Annotated in this window: 17 protein-coding genes; 7 read left to right on the top strand and 10 right to left on the bottom strand. The window is 35.2% G+C overall.

The features are described from left to right. Positions 1–60: 60 nt before the first annotated feature. The 3 genes from GSY47_RS03965 to GSY47_RS03955 all read right to left on the bottom strand — a co-directional run bounded on the left by GSY47_RS03965 (position 61) and on the right by GSY47_RS03955 (position 3874). On the bottom strand, positions 61–1632 hold the full coding sequence (locus GSY47_RS03965; RefSeq protein WP_219071119.1) for an arylsulfatase: 1572 nt from the start codon (positions 1630–1632) through the stop codon (positions 61–63). A gap of 1145 nt (positions 1633–2777) precedes the next feature. Beyond that, entirely contained in the window at positions 2778–3230 is a 453-nt protein-coding gene (locus GSY47_RS03960) for a carboxymuconolactone decarboxylase family protein (protein WP_066034741.1), read from the bottom strand. Positions 3231–3298: 68 nt separating this feature from the next. Beyond that, positions 3299–3874 carry a Crp/Fnr family transcriptional regulator gene (locus tag GSY47_RS03955; RefSeq protein ID WP_026729722.1) on the bottom strand — a complete coding sequence of 192 codons (576 nt, stop codon included), beginning with the start codon at positions 3872–3874 and terminating at the stop codon, positions 3299–3301. Positions 3875–4728: 854 nt separating this feature from the next. On the opposite strand from GSY47_RS03955, the gene GSY47_RS03950 reads away from it, so the two are divergent. Beyond that, positions 4729–5835, top strand: a complete 1107-nt coding sequence (locus GSY47_RS03950; protein WP_219071118.1) for a S41 family peptidase — start codon at positions 4729–4731, stop codon at positions 5833–5835. A gap of 1012 nt (positions 5836–6847) precedes the next feature. Here the strand turns inward: GSY47_RS03950 and GSY47_RS03945 are convergent. The 4 genes from GSY47_RS03945 to GSY47_RS03930 form a co-directional block, all read right to left on the bottom strand. Further along, the gene (locus GSY47_RS03945) at positions 6848–7891 is read right to left on the bottom strand and encodes an alpha/beta hydrolase (RefSeq protein WP_219071117.1); all 1044 of its coding nucleotides are present in this window, start codon (positions 7889–7891) and stop codon (positions 6848–6850) included. Between the two features lie 5 nt (positions 7892–7896). After that, positions 7897–8310, bottom strand: a complete 414-nt coding sequence (locus GSY47_RS03940) for an OsmC family protein (RefSeq protein ID WP_219071116.1) — start codon at positions 8308–8310, stop codon at positions 7897–7899. Positions 8311–8423: 113 nt separating this feature from the next. Beyond that, positions 8424–9287: a helix-turn-helix domain-containing protein gene (locus GSY47_RS03935; protein WP_219071115.1), complete on the bottom strand. Its 864-nt coding sequence runs from the start codon at positions 9285–9287 to the stop codon at positions 8424–8426. A gap of 193 nt (positions 9288–9480) precedes the next feature. After that, the gene (locus tag GSY47_RS03930) at positions 9481–10419 is read right to left on the bottom strand and encodes an alpha/beta fold hydrolase (protein WP_219071114.1); all 939 of its coding nucleotides are present in this window, start codon (positions 10417–10419) and stop codon (positions 9481–9483) included. A 128-nt stretch (positions 10420–10547) separates the two neighbouring features. Between GSY47_RS03930 and GSY47_RS03925 the strand changes: the two genes are divergently transcribed. From GSY47_RS03925 to GSY47_RS03900, 6 genes are all read left to right on the top strand, one after another. Continuing rightward, a complete protein-coding gene (locus tag GSY47_RS03925; protein ID WP_219071113.1) occupies positions 10548–11417 on the top strand; it encodes a LysR family transcriptional regulator in 870 nt (289 codons plus the stop codon). A 757-nt stretch (positions 11418–12174) separates the two neighbouring features. Further along, on the top strand, positions 12175–12588 hold the full coding sequence (locus GSY47_RS03920) for a nuclear transport factor 2 family protein (RefSeq protein ID WP_219071112.1): 414 nt from the start codon (positions 12175–12177) through the stop codon (positions 12586–12588). Between the two features lie 230 nt (positions 12589–12818). After that, positions 12819–13232, top strand: coding sequence for a nuclear transport factor 2 family protein (locus tag GSY47_RS03915; RefSeq protein ID WP_219071135.1), 414 nt, complete (start codon positions 12819–12821; stop codon positions 13230–13232). Positions 13233–13430: 198 nt separating this feature from the next. Continuing rightward, entirely contained in the window at positions 13431–13958 is a 528-nt protein-coding gene (locus tag GSY47_RS03910) for a TetR/AcrR family transcriptional regulator (protein ID WP_219071111.1), read from the top strand. Between the two features lie 137 nt (positions 13959–14095). Continuing rightward, complete coding sequence (locus GSY47_RS03905; protein WP_219071110.1) at positions 14096–14692, top strand: hypothetical protein; 597 nt, start codon at positions 14096–14098, stop codon at positions 14690–14692. Beyond that, a complete protein-coding gene (locus GSY47_RS03900; protein ID WP_219071109.1) occupies positions 14685–15131 on the top strand; it encodes a hypothetical protein in 447 nt (148 codons plus the stop codon). Before GSY47_RS03905 ends, GSY47_RS03900 begins: the two co-directional genes overlap by 8 nt. A 437-nt stretch (positions 15132–15568) precedes the next feature. Here the strand turns inward: GSY47_RS03900 and GSY47_RS03895 are convergent, their stop codons facing one another. The 3 genes from GSY47_RS03895 to GSY47_RS03885 form a co-directional block, all read right to left on the bottom strand. Next, entirely contained in the window at positions 15569–16123 is a 555-nt protein-coding gene (locus GSY47_RS03895; protein WP_095955070.1) for a fasciclin domain-containing protein, read from the bottom strand. A 148-nt stretch (positions 16124–16271) separates the two neighbouring features. Next, positions 16272–17285 (bottom strand): ferrochelatase, encoded by a 1014-nt coding sequence (gene hemH / locus GSY47_RS03890; protein ID WP_219071108.1) that lies wholly within the window; start codon positions 17283–17285, stop codon positions 16272–16274. A 90-nt stretch (positions 17286–17375) separates the two neighbouring features. Further along, a partial coding sequence (locus tag GSY47_RS03885; protein WP_219071107.1) for a helix-turn-helix transcriptional regulator occupies positions 17376–17906 on the bottom strand: 531 nt, incomplete at its 5' end.

Here is a 17906-nt window from a genome sequence, read left to right as displayed (position 1 = left end):
GACTGCCAAATGAGCTTTGTACAGTCTTGAACTAAATAATTTTATATCGAATTTTAAATATCAATTTCTTGTTGGCTCATTCAATTTATCCATTATTTCAGTCAGATTGAATGTAGCTGGTTTCTGCCTTGGAGGAAAATCCTTGAATGATTTTAACCATCTGGATGCTAAGGCCTGTGATAGGTAGATGAAAGGAGCATGCTCTACCTGCCATGCACTCCAATATATTGAGGTATTAGCACGTTCAAAAGGATCTCCAAAAATATCATAAACCATTGGAACCCGGAGCTTGGTAAAACCCTTGGCCCAAATATCCAAACCCTCATGTTCCTGCTGGACAAAGACTATTTTCCAACGGTCGTATCTAATAGCAAATAAATCACCATCATCACTCCAATAAACAAATTCTTTACGCGGACATTCTTTCATCTCGCCTTTAAAGAAAGGCAGCATGTTGTAACCATCCAAATAAACTTTTACTGTCTTATTTGCAAGTTTATATCCGGTAAGGGTTTTACGGACAACATCGGGGTCACCAGCAGCAGCGCATAATGTAGGAAGAAGATCTTCATGCGCAAAAATATCATTATAAACTGTATTTGGTTTGATCGCCCCAGGCCAGCGGATCAAAGTTGGTACACGGAAACCGCCTTCCCAGTTTGTGGCTTTTTCACCTCGAAAAGGAGTTACACCTCCATCAGGCCAGCTTAAGATCTCAGCTCCATTATCGGTTGTATACACAACGATAGTATTGTCAGTTATTCCTAAATCGTCCAGTTTTTTTAATAATACCCCTACGTTATCGTCATGTTCTGTCATACCATCTGCGGATATTCCCAATCCAGTTTTACCATCGTATTTTGGACTCAAATGGGTAAACAAATGCATTCGGGTTGAATTATAATAACAGAAAAATGGTTTGCCAGACTTCACTTGTCTATCAATAAAATCCACCGCAGCTGAAGTAAATTCTTCATCTACAGTCTCCATCCTTTTTTTAGTCAATGGTCCAGTATCTTCTATTTTACCGCCTGCTGTTGAACGAATAACTCCCCTTGGACCAAATTTTTTAATGAATGCGGGATCTTTAGGATAATCTGCCCGCTCTGGCTCTTCTTCGGCATTCAGGTGATATAAATTTCCAAAAAATTCATCGAAGCCGTGATTTGTAGGGAGAAATTCATCTTTGTCGCCCAAATGGTTTTTTCCAAATTGTCCTGTGGCATATCCTAATACCTTCATGTATTCTGCAATGGTAGGATCTTCTGCACGCAGACCTATATCCGCACCAGGCATTCCAACCTTGGTCAGCCCCGTACGTATAGGCGATTGACCAGTAATTAAGGCAGCACGACCTGCTGTACAGCTTTGCTGTCCATACCAGTCTGTAAACAATGCGCCCTCTTTAGCTATCCTATCAATGTTTGGGGTTTTATAACGCATCATACCATGGTTATAGCAGCTTGGATTAAACCATCCTATATCATCCCCCAAGATAATAAGAATGTTTGGCTTTCCATTTTTAGCATTCTGCTGAGCTGCAGTATTCTGAGCTGTAATTATTCCTAAAGCTAGGATTGTGAACGCAATAAAATTCTTACTACGAAATTTAATTTTTTTTCTCAAACTCATAATTTCTATTTTTTTTGTTAATACTTATTCTATCGCCCGCTAATGTTTATCTTTTAATTCAACTAAGGTTTATGCTTTTTAAAAGTTAATGAAGCTTCTGCTTTACTTGCGATGATTTTAGTATAGCCATACAGCGGAGTGATTTTAAATATGTCAAAAACTGCTAAAATAATATCAGTAAATTTTTAAGTCTTCTACTTCCAATTTGACAATTGCGTAAAATGTGTCAGGAATTTTAGTTTTTGAAATTTTAGTTTTGGATAAAACAGTTTTATCATGATTTATAAAATTATCAAAAATGGATAAGAGCCTTACAAATAATTGGTTGCAAATTATAATATGCAACAAATTTATCAGGGATATAATAAAGTAAAAATATCTGTGATGAAAAAAGCTATAAAGCTGAATTGAGAAAGGAGTTATTCACAAGGTGATTAACATGAAAATTCTTTGATCTTAATTTTACTTTTTCTAAACGTGCCGGTGGGGCATCTTAAGTAAATCTGTAAAGTAAATTCTTCATCGAAATCCATAAACTTAAATTATTGTTAATGTGAAGATAATTAAAAGTTTTAACTTTCAAATTATCAATTGCTTAACTGTGGTTTGTGTTCTGTGAAGTTAACTCTACAGGACAACCAAACCGCTTCTTTTTAGAGGTATTAACTGATTAAATAGGTAAGAAAAGACCAAAAAAAAAGCTAAAACTTTCGTTTTAACTTTTTTTTAAGAGTGACGGGGACAGGACAAATTTCAACATCATTTTTGGATGATTTGAAGAGATTGGCTTTCTATATGTAATGTCTGTCTTTCATTGGCGTTAAAAAATTGGTTCGGATGTCCTGAGTAGGATTGATGCAAAAATTGTAAAAACTCAATTGATCCATCGCATTAAACTGATATATAAATTTACAAAATTTATGCAGGATTTTAAAAGATTGTTTAAGTTAAGGCAGGATTGTCTTTCTTTGGCTGTATGAATTATTTGATTGTTGTTCCACTGGAGCATTTCTATCCTAATTGGTGCTTTTAAATGAGTTTTTCGTAAAAGCAATAAGCCCGAAACAAATCGGGCTTATTGTCTTCAAATTTAATTATAATTCTAAACTTTTGGATGCATCGTAATTAAACTAGTTTTTTGCAAGTTATGCAAGACTTTCTCCTATTCGGAGATGGGTACTGAGAACAACCCTGTTCCAAAGATTGATTGTTATGACGGCCGTTATTATATCTGCTATCTGGCTTTCACTGAAATACTGTAAGGCCTTTGTATAGGTTTCATCCGTTAATCCGTTCTCATGAATTAATGTTATCTCTTCAGTTACCGCGAGCACCACTTTTTCCTCTTCTGTAAAAATGTCCCCAGCTTCTCTCCAAGCACTCAAGAGAAAAATGCGCTGGTTTGACTCGCCGTTTTTAACGGCGTCCTGAGTGTGGATGTTGATGCAGTAGGCACAGCCGTTGATCTGCGAGGCACGTATCTTTATGAGTTCTTTGGCTGTCTTGGATATGGAAATTTTTGAAAGGTAGCTTTCAAGTCCTATCATCGCTTTTAGTGCATCCGGAGCGGCCTGCTTAATGTTAAGTCGTTTTTGCATTGTATTATTCTTTTAAAATTGTTCAATGCAAAATTCAATAATAGGGAAAGGAAAAAACTTAAACTGGTTTAAGAAAGAAGCCTTTTGCGTATTTCGCTCAAGTATTCGGGCGTGAATCCTAGATAGGAAGCGATGAGGTATTGGGGAACACGCTGGATGAATTCGGGGTGGTTTCTGACTGCCTGGAAATAAAACTCTTCCTTAGAGAACGAGAAAAGAAATTTGATGCGTTTCTGTGCGGCTGCATAAGCCCTCTGGTAGACAAAACGGAAATAGCGCTCCATTACCGGAAACTCTTCCAGCAGCTTCTGCTGCTTCTCCAAAGTGATGTAAAGCAATGTTGATTTCTCTACTGCCTGAATATAAAATTCTGTCGCGAGCTGGTTCTCGTAGGCAAAGTTATCGGTAAGCCACCATGTTTCTATGGCAAATTCCGTGGTTTGTTCGGTACCTTTCTCGTTAATATAAAACTTTCTAAGCAGGCCGTCCAAAACAAAATAATGATGACGGCAGATCTGTCCCTCCTTTAGCAGGTTCTCTTTTTTACACGTTTGTTTTATGTCGAAGAATTTTTTGATTTGCTCAAAGTCATTGTCTGATACCTGTGCAAATTTGGCTATATGGTTTTTGAGTATATTGGACATCTGGAGTAAATGACATATTGGTTTTGACTGTTCGGCCAGCTTTTTTAATCGGAATGGCATCGCTGGCAGGCTCTTAAGCAAATATAGCAATAATATACTTAAATACGTTTTGAAATCAGATTTCATTATTTGTCATTAAATAGTAATTGAAAGCAATTTGGAGATTATATAGAGTCAATTTCTATAATATTCTGGGGTTCGAATCCTGTTAAGTTATCGAATGATAAATTAACTATTTGTATTATTTTTCATCTAAATATACACGCTGAAGCAATTTTTCTATTATTTTAGAGAAAGAAAATAAAAGCAAAAATGACTCAAAGCCACCGTATTTATTAGTGTAAATGAAAAAATGGCGCCAATTGTCTTCAATTGGCGCCATCTGGCTGAGTGACCCTTACTGAACAATTTACACACCATTTTATGAATGATTTAAAGAAATTGGCCTATTTCCAAGTGAATTTGTAAGATAATTATTTGAAGTTTTTATGCAAAAGCGGTTTGGTTGTCCTGTAGAGGTTAAAAGTTAAAAATGTTAAAACACATGTATATTTAAACATGTTGAAGTTTAATAGTTTTTTAAAAAACTCGAAAATAAAATTTATTACTGTTAAAGAAAACGAGTTGGTTTTTAGTAAAATTATGCATTAAATCGAAGATCATTGAGATTAAAATTTGGTGAGGATATTAGAGTTTCCATTGAGGCTAAAATTAACTTATTTATTGGTTTTGTACTTGTAAAATTTGTGAATAAGGGAAAAATCTCGCATCTTTAATTCCAAAACTCGTTTAGCGCCAGAACGTTATCGCTAATTTGAATCAACACCATCTTAAATTTAATCATTAAAAAAAATATGAAAATTTTTAGCTATTTGATTTTGTTAATTTTCACCGCAAATATAACTAACGCTCAAAATCCAATTTCTTATCCCAAAGACACTGCTATTTCAAAACCGGAATTAAACTTTGAAGTGTTATGGCATACTTTCGAAGACAACTATGCCTTCTTTAAGTTAAGGAATATTGACTGGCATGCCACCTATAAAAAATATAGACCACTGATAAACGCCAATACTTCTGATGATTCTTTATATACGGTTTTTTCTCAGATGCTGGCTCCTTTTAACGACAATCATATCAATGTTATCGTTCCGGGAATAAAACAATTCAAATCCGTGAAACCTTCGCAGTTCGTAAAAGAGTTCCCAACGGATAGTTTGCGTAATAAGTTTTGGCAAATGGTAAATTCTTCCTTATCGCAAAAACATTTTACAGCATTGCAATACGCAGGTCCTGAATTTAATAATGTACATCTGTTTGCTTATTCGACTTCAAACGGTTTAGGATACCTGCGTTTTAACAGATGCTTCGTTGATCAAGATTCCGATAATGTGCCTGATGCTGTGGTTGCAGGTAAACTATTAGATACACTTTTTGCACGTTTTAAAGATTTGAAATCAATTATCGTAGATGTGAGAGATAATATTGGGGGCAATGATGAATTTGCTTATGAAGTTGCTGGCAGATTTACAACTAATAAAGTAATTGGGATGCATAAAAAAACAAGAATAAGAAAGGGAGGATATGAAGATTTTGGACAACTTGAAACATGGTACACTGAGCCTAAAGGTGTTTTTCAATTTACAAAACCTGTAGTAGTCCTAACAAATGACAAAACAGTAAGCGCAGGAGATTTATTTGCTTCGATAATGAGAGAACTGCCCAATGTAAAAATTGTTGGATCAAACACACGCGGCATTTACTCAAATATGTATGGTTTTACGCTTCCAAATGGGTGGCTTATTTCACTCTCTAATGAGCGATACTACGACAACAAAATGATTTGTTATGAAGGAATTGGCGCACCTGTTGACATTCATGTTCTAAATACCCAAAATGATTTGCTAAACATGAATGACCCTGTATTAGATACGGCTATCAAAGAACTATTAAAACCGTGATAAAATAAATTAATGCCAAACAGAGGCTTCCCGCCATGGTAGCAACTTGAGGCAGCAAAAACATACAATTTTTAAGCCGCAAAACATTAATTTTAATTCTTTTATAGTCGGTGGAGAGAAAAATCTCCGGAAGACTGTCCCTATCGGAAAGACACCGAACGTTGTCGGATTTTAAAACCGCTAGTAATTGAAGATGAGATTAACGAAAACCTATATCCTTAACGGGATTTAGAACCAACGTTCAGCTTCGATTAAATCTCTGATAGCGCCACTTTAAGACTGTTTATTTCAAACAGACTAAGAATTTCCTGTGAAATATTCGAACCACAAATATCAGGCTGTGAAGGCTTGAAAAATCTATATGTTTGGGCATAAAAAAAGAGACAACTAATATCTAGTTGTCTCCTTAAGTGAGGGACAGGACAAATTTCTACATCATTTTTGGATGATTTAAAGAAATTGGCTTACTATATGTAGGGTATGTCTTCCATTGGCTTTGTAAATTTGGTTTGGATGTCCTGTTGGGGATTGATGCAAAAAAATATAAAAACTCAATTGGTTTATGGAATTAAACTTACATACAATTCTACAAATATTATAAAGGATTTAAAAAGATTGTTATAGTTAAGGTAGAATTGTCTTTCTTTGGCTTTATGAATTACTTCGGGGTCTTAAAATTAATTCGTTTGATTTTCGAAACTTAAAAAAAGAAAATTACAATTTGTTTGATTAAATGAGTCCTCATTAAATTTTACAGTAAAAATTCAGAAATAAACTAATTTAACGAATCAATTGAATAACAGTAAATAGCACAGATTTATTATGTTATAATGCAACTTAAAAGTGCAAAATAAAAACTGACGCTTCGTTTTTCTATCAAGCGTCAGTTTTTAGATGTAATGTAATGGAACTTGGACTTGTCGCCCAAAGGTTGTGAACTCCAGTTTAATCCCAAATTAATAAAAGGGAATTGACTAAGTTTTTTATAAAAATCAGGGTAATTTATAAGCTGTTATTTTTCAAATAACGCTTTTCTTAGAGCAGTTGCCGCATCCAAAACAGATTGCTGAACTGCTGGAATATGAGCTAAAGGGTTTAGCATGCCGTAATCGTGGATAAAACCTTTATATTCTGTAAGTGTAGTCGGAACCCCAGCATCATCCAGTTTTCTGCCGTAAGCAACACCTTCATCGTGTAAAATATCATTTTCAGCAACCTGTACCAAAGCAGGAGGAAGATCTTTAAGCTCTTCTAATGATGCTTGTAGGGGAGAGGCGTATTTATTGTTTCGATCTTTAGAATTAGGCAGATAATTGTCCCACATCCATTTCATTAAAGGGGTAGTTAAAAATCTTTCCTGAGCAAATTTAATGTATGAAGCTCTGGTGAAATCTGAATCAGTAACTGGCCATAAAAGCACCTGCTGCACTAACTTAGGACCTTTTTTATCTTTTGCCATCAACGCCACAACTGCAGCCATATTTCCACCGACACTATTACCTGCGACAGCAAGCCTGCTGCCATCTACACCAATTTCTTTTCCATGTTCAGATACCCATTTGGTTGCCGCATATGACTGGTTGATAGCAATTGGAAACCTTGCTTCAGGCGAAGGCGTGTAATCCGGGAAAACTGCAACTGCACCGCTTTTCACAACCAAGTCGCGCACTAATCTCTTATGGGTAGGATAATCTCCCAAAACCCAGCCGCCACCGTGAAAAAACATGAATACTGGCAGACCGGCTTTTGCGCCCTTTGGTTTTATAATATGAATTTTAACTGTCTGTCCATCTTCTGTAATGGTTTTTTCAGATTCCTCAATATCAGAATAAACATAGTTTACAGATTTTTGAGCGCCTACCAGCACTAGTCTAGCATCAATGGGAGATAAAGTTTCTAGCGGTTTGCCGCCAGCGCTGTTCAATGCTTGTAAAAATTCTCTTGTCTGTTTTCCAATGTTAGGGTCTTGAGACGCGGGAAGAGATTGAGCTGTTGCGATTGAGTTAAAACTTAATAATGATGCTAAAGCGAATATTTTTAAAGAAATAGTTTTCATGATAATTAATTTTGAAGGTTAAGATCTAAGATAATTTCGAAGTTAAATGCTGAACTTACAGGACAGGTCTTTTCTGCCTCTTTTGAAATTTTTTCAAACTCTTCAGCTGAGATTCCCTGAACTTTTGCATTCAGCGTCAATTTAGACTGAATGATTTTTCCATTGTCAAGTGTAATGATGGATTTTGTTTCCAGATGCTCTGGATAATATCCTGCCTCGGTTAAGTCCAAACTCAATTTCATGGTAAAACATCCGGCGTGAGCTGCAGCGAGAAGTTCTTCCGGATTAGTTCCGATTCCATCGGCAAAACGGCTGTTGAACGAATATTGAGTCTGGTTTAGAACGGAACTTTGAGTAGTCAGATGTCCGCTTCCTTCTTTTATAGAGCCGTTCCAAACGGCAGTTGCATTGCGTTTCATAATCTTTCTTTTAGATTGTTATATTTTGATGAGACAAAGGTATGCCATCTGTACAGTCTAAATAAAGATGAAAAAGTCGATAAAAATTGTACTTTTTTCCTTTTTGAAAGATATTATGTTTGTTTTTTAATTTCTTTTCTAAAAACGGCTGGTGTTTTGCCTGATTTCTGTGTAAAGATGCGATTGAAATAGGCGGGGTCTTCATAACCTAACTCATAAGCAATTTCTTTTATGCTCAAATCGCTGTAGAGCATTAATCTCTTGGCTTCCAGGATAATCCTGTTTTTAATCATTTCATTAGGATTTTCCAGATTAAGCTTATGAAATTTATTGGAAATTGTTTTTGGAGCAAGATTTAAAAGGTCAGCATATTCTGCAACGCTATGTTTTTTTTTATAATGTATGTCGACTAATCGGCTGAAATTGCGAAAAAAATCCTGTTCCGCAGTTATGAGATTGGAATGCTGGTTTTTAAGATTCTGTTTTTTCCATTGTCTTGTCGCACGAATAATGATCTGCTTCAAATAAGTTCTGATCATTTCCTCTGATGAAAGATCTTGAAAAATCAGCTCATCATTAATATTGCCGAATAGTTGGGAAACCGCATTTAATTCCTCTTCTGAAAGATCAACTTTGGGTATTTCAAAAATATTGTTGAATAACAGCCCGTCACAGGCCACTTCTTCATCATGAATCTGAATGCAATAAAAATCTCTGTTGTAGTGAATCAGAAATGCATTTTCATTATTTGCAGTATGAATATCCAGATGCTGATTGGTATTTACAAAAAAAAGTGCGGGACTGGCAGTATGATATAAATTGAAATCAACTGTCAAAGAATAACCGGCAGGTATAAATATGACTTTGATGTAGTGCCGGAAAATTTCACCATTTACAGAATCCAAAGTATTTGAATTGAAAGAAATAAAGCCTAATTTCTTATGGTGTGATTCAAAAATCGGAGTGGAGCTGCTCATTTGTTGGAAATTATTTTTGCAAGATTACAACTTTTAAGATTTGGTTGGATCAAATTGGATAGAAATCTTCAAATTCGCCGGTGTTGTGAACCATGTAAGGATGCTAATCTAAAAAATTCGCATTGAAAATAATATTATCAATGCGAATTTTGGAACAGCCCGGTCATATTGCATCAGATGCAATTCAGCACTGCTAATTAGGAAGAGCTTGTAAAAACTTTAAGATTTCTTTTCCGATTTCTACTGCGTGAGTTTCCAATGCAAAATGACCGGTATCATAAAATGTGACAGATGCATCTGGTATGTCACGTTTAAATGCCTCTGCGCCCTGAGGTAAGAAATAAGGATCTTTGTCGCCCCACACAGCTAAAAATTTTGGTTTGCAATTTCTAAAATATTCCTGAAATTTTGGATACATAGCTACATTTGACTTGTAATCTTTTAACAAATCAAGCTGTATTTCAATTGCTCCAGGGCGATTTAGAAAGTACTGATCCAAGGTATATGCTTCTGGCGCGATTAATGAATGATCAGTAACCCCATGAAAATATTGAAATTTAGTGCCCTCAATAGCAAAACTGCTCTTAAGCGCATTTCTGTTTTCCAGTGTGTCTTCATTCCAGTATTTTTGAATAGGATTCCATACTGCACTGAATCCCTCTTCGTAGGCATTTCCGTTTTGTGAAATGATCCCTGTTATTTTTTCTGGATTTGCGGCAGAAAGGCGAAATCCTACTGGTGCTCCGTAATCAAAAACATAGACTGCAAATCTTTTCAAGGCAAGCTGCTCAATAAAACCCTGCATTGTCTTGAACAGATTGTCAAAAGTGTAGCTGTATTGAGTCCTGTCAGGCATATCGCTAAAGCCGAAACCTGGCAGATCAGGAGCAATTACATGATATTTTTCGCTTAATATTGGAATAAGATTGCGAAACATATGCGATGATGTCGGATAACCATGCAGTAATAAGATTACTGGCGCACCGCTATGACCTGCTCCACGGTAAAAAATGTTTAGGCCATCCACTTTAGTGTTCTGATAATGAATATTAGTAATTGAACTGCCTGCTGATTTGTTTGAATTTGTTTTTGATTGTCCCATAATTGAAGAATTCATTGTTACAACAGCCATAATGATTAAGGCTGTCCATTTTATTTTTTTTTATTTGATTCATATTTTTTTTTTTTTTCAAAAGTATAGCATATATTTGATCGTTAAAAATGATTTATAATGATACTATAAATCATAATTAGTGATTTATGAATACTAATGACTTAAAGCTATTTGAGGCAGTTGCTTATCATGGAAGTTTTACAAAAGCTGCAGAAGCCATGTTTACCGTGCAGTCCAACGTTACTGCACGCATAAAAAACTTGGAAGAAGAGTTCGGAGCTTCATTATTCACTCGTTCCAACCGAAAAGTAGCGCTTACAGCATCGGGAGAAACGCTTATGCTTTACAGTAAAAAGATCAGTCATCTTATTGATGAAGCTAAACGTTCAATCGTGAAAAATGATACGGTTCAAGGACAGATAAAAATCGGTTCGCTGGAAACTATGATGACTATTAAAGGCCCAGAACTGATCAATTATCTGGCAGTTCAATATCCATACGTTGATTTAATTTTGCAGTCCGGTATGAGGGAAAAACTTGTAAGCGATGTCTTAATGCATAAACTAGACGCGGCTTTTGTTCCTGCTCCTGTGCATATACCAGAATTGGAACAGTTAAAAATTAAGGATGATCAGATTGTTATTGTGGCTCCTGCAGATTGCAAAAGCCTTGACGATGCAATAATGAATAATCCGCTTAAGACTATTGTTTTTGACCAAGGATGTGTGTTTAGAGCAAAACTGGAGGCCTGGTTGCTGAGTAAAGGAATTTTTCAATTTCACAGCACAGTAATGAACTCCGTAGAAGGGGTAATTAATTTTGTAGAATCTGGCATTGGGATCAGTGTACTCCCGATGGATATTATTTCTAAATTTTACAGCGGAAGAACTATAAAAACATTTGCCCTTCCTGCTGAATTAGGTTTAATGACCACCGTTTTGATATACAGAAAAGATCTTACACCCACACCAGCACTAAATGCATTTATAACATTATGTAAAAATGATGCATTTTAATTTCAATATTTAACTTCTTAAAAGCCTTTGTGCAGTCAATTATATTTGCTGCCGCGCTCCATTGTCATATTTGCAGCGAGTCTAGATAAAACCTGCATTTTTTATAGTAATATATAGCATTTTTACTATTTCTAAAAACTTATCTTCTCCAGCAGGCTGCGAGTACTCTACTGATTCCCATCATTCCTTAATTATTCTTCAGAATAAGATGATATGTTTTGTTTAATCCAATTTACGAATTGTGATTTAAAAAGTTTAAGCAGCTTACAAAACATTAAAAAAAAAACTTTCTTCAAAAGCAAGATCAAATCAACTTAAGATTATCTATTAGATTTGGAAGGGCGACCATAATATTGGACAAGGAATAGTATCAGGATCTGGAAATGACAATATCATCCAAGTTCTGATTCGCACGAAAGTTTAATATTAAAAAGTAAAGTTGCATTAGATTCCAATTATTTGAATGATTAATCTTGTTATAGTATTTGTAATTTCTAATAATTCATATTTTTTTTAAAATATTATTTATGATAAATAAACGAGGCTTTATTTATGTATAACTATCTGTTTTTTAGTTTTTTATATTTATAAGCGAGACGGTAAAAACTTAAAATATCAGTAAGGAATAAAATAAAATAAAACAGACAGACAGGTTTGTCTATATCATTATTTTGTTATAAGTTTGTCCTATAAAAAAAGTACTTCACGTATCGATCAAAAAGATCACACTGATTATTAACAATTTAATTTATAAAAAATGGAACAGAAACATCCACTACCGCCTTTTACATTGGAGTCCGCACTTCAGAAAATTCAATTTGCTGAAGATGCATGGAACTCTCAAGACCCTGTAAAAATTTCTAAAGCCTACACCATCGACAGCGAATGGAGGAACAGAGATAAATTTGTTAATGGGAGAGACGAAATTGTCGAATTCCTTGCCAACAAATGGACCAAGGAGCTGCATTACAAGCTTAAAAAGGAGTACTGGTCTCACACGGACAACCGCATCGCAGTTAGATTTGAATATGAGTACATGGACCTTGATGGCAATTGGTTCAGGGCATATGGAAATGAAAATTGGGAATTTGATGAAAATGGCCTGATGGCTAGGAGATATGCCAGTATTAATGATTTAGCAATCAATGAAGAAGACAGAAAGTTTAAATAAGCTAAACTTTTGATGAGCGGGATCGGTAATTAGCGATTATCGAATTTGCTGATTCCGTTTTTGTCTATTTCCGGCAGAATAGCAAAGCTTTATTATGGAGCTTCAAAAAATAATTACCACTTAATTTAAAAATAAAAAAACGATTTATGAAAATCTTTAAACACATAATTTTAACAGTTGGATTTCTAACCGCAGGGTTGGCAAGTGCACAAAGCTCTTCGAATGCTCAAATAGAAAAAAAGTATCCAGTACCGCCTTTTACATTGGAAACCGCATTACAGAAAGTACAATATGCTGAAGATGCCTGGAATTCTAAAGATCCTGTGAAAATTTCTAAAGCATACACTATTGACAGTGAATGGAGAAATAGGGATAAATTTGTCAACGGCAGAGAGGAAATTGTCAAGTTTCTTTCTGATAAATGGAAGAAGGAGCTAAATTACAAACTTAAAAAGGAGTATTGGGCACACACAGACAACCGTATTGCTGTGAGGTTCGAATATGAGTACATGGATGAGAAGGGTAATTGGTTTAGGGCATACGGAAATGAAAATTGGGAATTTGATGAAAATGGCCTAATGGCGAAAAGGTACGCCAGCATTAACGATCTGCCAATCAAAGAGAGTGATCGAAAGTTTAAGTAAGCTAAAACTTTATTGGAAAGTAGAATTAGTCGTGTTCTTATGACGGCTAATTCTACTCTTGATTTGTCACAAAAAGTGCCATTACAGTAAAGTCTTGCTTTTAGAAGTTTTGAAGTGGGCACTCTACAGGATTTTGCAGACAGACAAGTTTGTATGTTTGTAGTTTAATTTATATATTTGCTATCTAAAATTTAATTTATGATATCTCCAAAAGAAAGAATTATGGACGTCACCATGGTCCTGTTCGCTAGCCAAGGTTATAATTCAACTGGTATTAATCAGATTATTTCAGAAGCAAATGTAGCCAAGGCCAGTTTTTATCAGCATTTTAAATCTAAAGAGGATTTATGCGTTGCATTTCTAAATGCAAGGCATGTCTATTGGTTCAATGAACTTAATAACTTTATAAGTGATAAAAAAGTTATGAAATCAAAGATTCTTTCCTCATTTGATTATTTGATTTATATGAACTCCAAGGAAAACTTCAGAGGCTGCAGCTTCTTAAATATTTTATCTGAAATTCCAGCCGATAATTTAAAGATATTGAATGTAATTCAGGATCACAAGAAAGACCTGCGACATTTTTTTTCAAATTTCATATCTGAAGAAGGTTTATCAGACCATATTTATATGCTGTTTGAAAGCTCTATTATAGAAAGCCAAATGTTTAAGTCTAACGAGCTGATAGAGAAATCAAAAGTGATTGTCAATAATTTGATTAATTAGGCAAATCAAAAAGCTAATCCACAATCCATTTTGCTTTCTGAACCCTGTAATTGCGAATATGGTAAAGTTTTAGCAAGCAATTGAAATGCAATTGGAAGCAGTGTCAAAATTCCCGTTCACTCATTAAATTATATTAAATGGCGGAAATCAATAAAAATTATCATCATGCTAAGAAAAGCAAGTTTGTCAGGAAGACAAGCATTTTAATACTTTTGATTATCCAGATTACTTTTTTGTCTGCTATTTTTAGGGAGAATTTCCAGTCATTGTGGATTTCGATTTCTATCATAGTCATGTGTCCCTTAATCATGGTAACTTATTTGAAGGGACAGATTCATCATTATGATCATCAGTACGAACATATACTGGTTGTATCCTGGATTCCTATAGGGGCGGTATCGTCCTTTTATGTTAATCATTATCTGGGATTGGGTCCTGTAATTGCGGCGGCGGCAATTGGAACTCTTGGATCTTTTGTTCCTGAAATCAATAAGCACTCTAATTATCTAAAGCAGGTGCCGGCAGTAATGTACTGCGGTGCATTCATTGGAATGTCCAACACACGTGTGGCGCCGGATATCTTTTTTATCCTAGCGGCAAGCTTTTTTACAGCTGTATTGATCCTGGTTTCCAAAAGTCTTTTTTCGGGAGTCGGCGGCAAATTAGGCACCCTGGCATTCACAGGGGTGGCAATAACTTCATTTGTTTATTATCTTATTTCATATTATGTCTGATGTTTTAGTATTGATCATGATCGGTTTTACCGGCGCAGTTATGACTTTTTATGTAAGTGAAGAAAGGAAGCAGGGACCCGTTCGCTCCTCTGCGATTTTATCGCTTTCTGTTGCACTCATTTTTCATTTAAATGCTCTAAATATTGAAGTGTATTTAGCCCAAAATATCCCTTTGGTTTTTATCGGATCATCATTTGTCGGCATGGTTTCAAGCCGACTGGTTTCGAATTACTGGGCAATAGGAGCGGGAGGTGCGGTTTTCTGCATCATCTTTCTCAATGCAAGCAGGTTTTTTAATGGTTATGGAGGTGCGCTGGGTACAGCCGCATGCATTTCCCTTCTCACCATTTTGAGTATTCCAATCGTTACTAAAAAGCATAGATTAACTAATGGATTTGCATTATTTAGAAAAACGATCTTTAGAATAAAGAGGGTATAGAAATATTTACCTAATTTTTGAACAGGAATAAGTGTTCCCTAAAAAAAATGGCGCCAATTGTCTTCAATTGGCGCCATTTGGCTTTGTGACCTCGATGGGACAAATTACAACATCATTTTTGGATGATTTGAAGAGATTGGCGCAGCACTACATGTAAGGTCTGTCTTTCATTGGCTTTGTAAATTTGCTTTAAATGTCCTGTTGGGGATTGAAGCAAAAATATATTTAGTTTTATGTATTATTTTACCAAAAATAAAAAGAGACAGCCTTAATCTTTTGTAAAAAAAGATATCAATTCCTTATATTTAAAGTTTTGAGCTGGCAATAAAATGGTAATCAAAATCTCTAATACAATTGACTATTACTATTTTGTCGCATAGTAATTATATAAAAAGCCCTGAAATTTCAGGGCTTAATTGTAATTTATTTTCAGCAAACTACATTTTTGGAAGCAGTACTGTGTCCACTACATGTATGACACCATTAGATTGATTTACATCTGAAATTGTAACTTTAGCTTTATTGCCACTTTCGTCACTAATGTACAAATCTTTTCCATCCATCCAGGCAGTTAGAGTTCCGCCGCTAACTGTTTTTAAAGAAGCTTTTCCTTTACCAGCTTTTATTGCTTTTGCAATATCAGAACTATTCATTTTACCGGCCACTACATGATATGTCAATATAGTTTGTAATGATTTAATATTCTCAGGTTTCAATAATGTTTCAACAGTTCCAGCCGGCAATTTACTAAATGCTTCATTTGTTGGTGCAAAAACAGTAAATGGCCCTTTACCTTGTAAAGTTTCAACTAATCCTGCTGCTTTTACTGCTGCTACCAAGGTGGTATGATCCTTTGAGTTTACCGCATTTTCTATAATATTTTTATTAGGATACATAGCTGCTCCACCAACCATTACTGTTTTTTGTGCAAATGATGTCAATCCAAATCCTAATGCCAGGATTGCTGCTGCTAAAAATTTTCTAGTTTTCATAATTACTTTTTTTAAGTTATAAAGTCATTTACGCTTTAATATTCTTTTTGGTTTTAAAAGAGGTAAAAAAATAAATTAAAATGAATACAAGAGGCGAATTGATATATTAATAATGAAAGCTCCAATATTCCCTATTGTTATTTTAGCATTATTCAGCCCACTCATTAATCCAGTTGCTAACGGTCTGGCACCACTTCTGGTCGTCATTCAAACAGGGAATAGCCAGGAAATTTTCCCCTCCATTTTTCTCAAAATCTTCTTTGGCGCGCATGGCGATTTCTTCGAGCGTTTCTAAACAATCCGAAACGAAAGCAGGTGTTACAACAGCCAGATTTTTAATTCCTTTTGCCGGCATTTTGTCAATTTCAATATCAGTATAAGGCTCTAACCATTTATCTCCCGCCAAACGCGATTGAAATGTCAGACTGTATTTATCTTCGGGAAGTCCTAATAATTTTACGACCTGTCTTGTTGTTTCGTAACATTGGTGACGATAACAGAAATCGTGCGCCGGAGATGGCGTGCTGCAGCAGGAACCGTCAATTTTACAATGTGATTTTGTAACGTCGGTTTTGCGAATGTGACGCTCTGGAATTCCGTGATACGAGAATAACAAATGATCGTATTGAAATCCGGCTAAATGTTTCTGAATTGAATCTGCTAAATTCTTGATGTAATCCGGTTTATTGTAAAATGCCGGAACATCTGTAAAAGTCATGTGTGAAAACTTCTTCTTGCGAATTTCTTCTGCTTTTACTAAAATAGTCAAAGTTGAAGCCATTGCATATTGCGGATATAAAGGAAAAAGCATTACATCTGTAACCCCTTTATCACTTAATTCCTGAAGTCCTTTTTCGATGGTCATACTTCCGTAACGCATTGCCAAAGAAACTGGAACGTTTACCAAAGGCTGCACTTTTTTCTGCATTCTTTCGGAAAGGACCACTAATGGAGAACCTTCTTCCCACCAGATTTTTGAATAGGCATGTGCGGATTCCTCCGGTCTTTTTCTTAAAATAATACCGCGAACCAATAATGCTCTCAATAAATACGGAACGTCGATCACGTATTTATCCATTAAAAATTCATCTAAATAAGGTTTTACATCTTTTGGAGTTGGACTTTCTGGAGATCCCAAATTTACTAATAATACGCCTTTCATTATTGTTTTTGTTTTAAGCTTTGTTTTAATTTTCCTCAAACTAAGTGCTTGCCGTTTCTTAGAAATTAATCAATATATTTTATTTATGCTCTAATTTATAAAAGCGATACTGTTTTTATGATTGGTGTTAATGGACATTAGATATCTTTTTGGGGTTGTGGAAAATTTTTTCTTGAATCCCGCAATAAAGTGGCTTCCGGTGCTATATCCTATTTTCAGCCCGACTTCATTTACATTGTAAGAACCGCTGTCCAATAGTTTTAAGGCGAAATCCATTTTGTAGTCAAACAGAAAACCGTATACCGTATCACCATAAATTTGTTTGAAGCCTGTTTTTAATTTTTTCATATTCAGTCCAATTTCATCTGCCAACTGCTGCAGTCCTGGCGGTTCGGCCATATTGGCGATAAGTATTTCTCTGGCCTTTTTGATTTTCAGCACGTTATCTTCATCAGTCAAAAATGGACATTGCACTGCGTTTGGATCTTCCATTTTATTGAAATACAGACTCAATAATTCATATCCTTTTCCTTTGTAATAAAGGTTCTTTAGGGAAGGGTGAAGGCTGTAATGAAACAGCTGGCTCAAAACAACAGCCATAGAAGGACTGATGTTCCCTTC

Origin of the sequence: Flavobacterium quisquiliarum (genome assembly GCF_019308285.1) — a bacterium.
GTDB classification, from domain to species: domain Bacteria; phylum Bacteroidota; class Bacteroidia; order Flavobacteriales; family Flavobacteriaceae; genus Flavobacterium; species Flavobacterium quisquiliarum.
Note: the sequence above shows the minus strand (reverse complement) of the source record. Positions and strands in the feature narration are given on the sequence as shown.

Coding starts and splice junctions, on each gene's coding strand:
- GSY47_RS03965 (WP_219071119.1), bottom strand. CDS start 1,632: ATGAGTTTGAGAAAAAAAATTAAATTTCGTAGTAAGAATTTTATTGCG.
- GSY47_RS03960 (WP_066034741.1), bottom strand. CDS start 3,230: ATGCAAAAACGACTTAACATTAAGCAGGCCGCTCCGGATGCACTAAAA.
- GSY47_RS03955 (WP_026729722.1), bottom strand. CDS start 3,874: ATGTCCAATATACTCAAAAACCATATAGCCAAATTTGCACAGGTATCA.
- GSY47_RS03950 (WP_219071118.1), top strand. CDS start 4,729: ATGAAAATTTTTAGCTATTTGATTTTGTTAATTTTCACCGCAAATATA.
- GSY47_RS03945 (WP_219071117.1), bottom strand. CDS start 7,891: ATGAAAACTATTTCTTTAAAAATATTCGCTTTAGCATCATTATTAAGT.
- GSY47_RS03940 (WP_219071116.1), bottom strand. CDS start 8,310: ATGAAACGCAATGCAACTGCCGTTTGGAACGGCTCTATAAAAGAAGGA.
- GSY47_RS03935 (WP_219071115.1), bottom strand. CDS start 9,287: ATGAGCAGCTCCACTCCGATTTTTGAATCACACCATAAGAAATTAGGC.
- GSY47_RS03930 (WP_219071114.1), bottom strand. CDS start 10,419: ATGGCTGTTGTAACAATGAATTCTTCAATTATGGGACAATCAAAAACA.
- GSY47_RS03925 (WP_219071113.1), top strand. CDS start 10,548: ATGAATACTAATGACTTAAAGCTATTTGAGGCAGTTGCTTATCATGGA.
- GSY47_RS03920 (WP_219071112.1), top strand. CDS start 12,175: ATGGAACAGAAACATCCACTACCGCCTTTTACATTGGAGTCCGCACTT.
- GSY47_RS03910 (WP_219071111.1), top strand. CDS start 13,431: ATGATATCTCCAAAAGAAAGAATTATGGACGTCACCATGGTCCTGTTC.
- GSY47_RS03905 (WP_219071110.1), top strand. CDS start 14,096: ATGGCGGAAATCAATAAAAATTATCATCATGCTAAGAAAAGCAAGTTT.
- GSY47_RS03900 (WP_219071109.1), top strand. CDS start 14,685: ATGTCTGATGTTTTAGTATTGATCATGATCGGTTTTACCGGCGCAGTT.
- GSY47_RS03895 (WP_095955070.1), bottom strand. CDS start 16,123: ATGAAAACTAGAAAATTTTTAGCAGCAGCAATCCTGGCATTAGGATTT.
- hemH (WP_219071108.1), bottom strand. CDS start 17,285: ATGAAAGGCGTATTATTAGTAAATTTGGGATCTCCAGAAAGTCCAACT.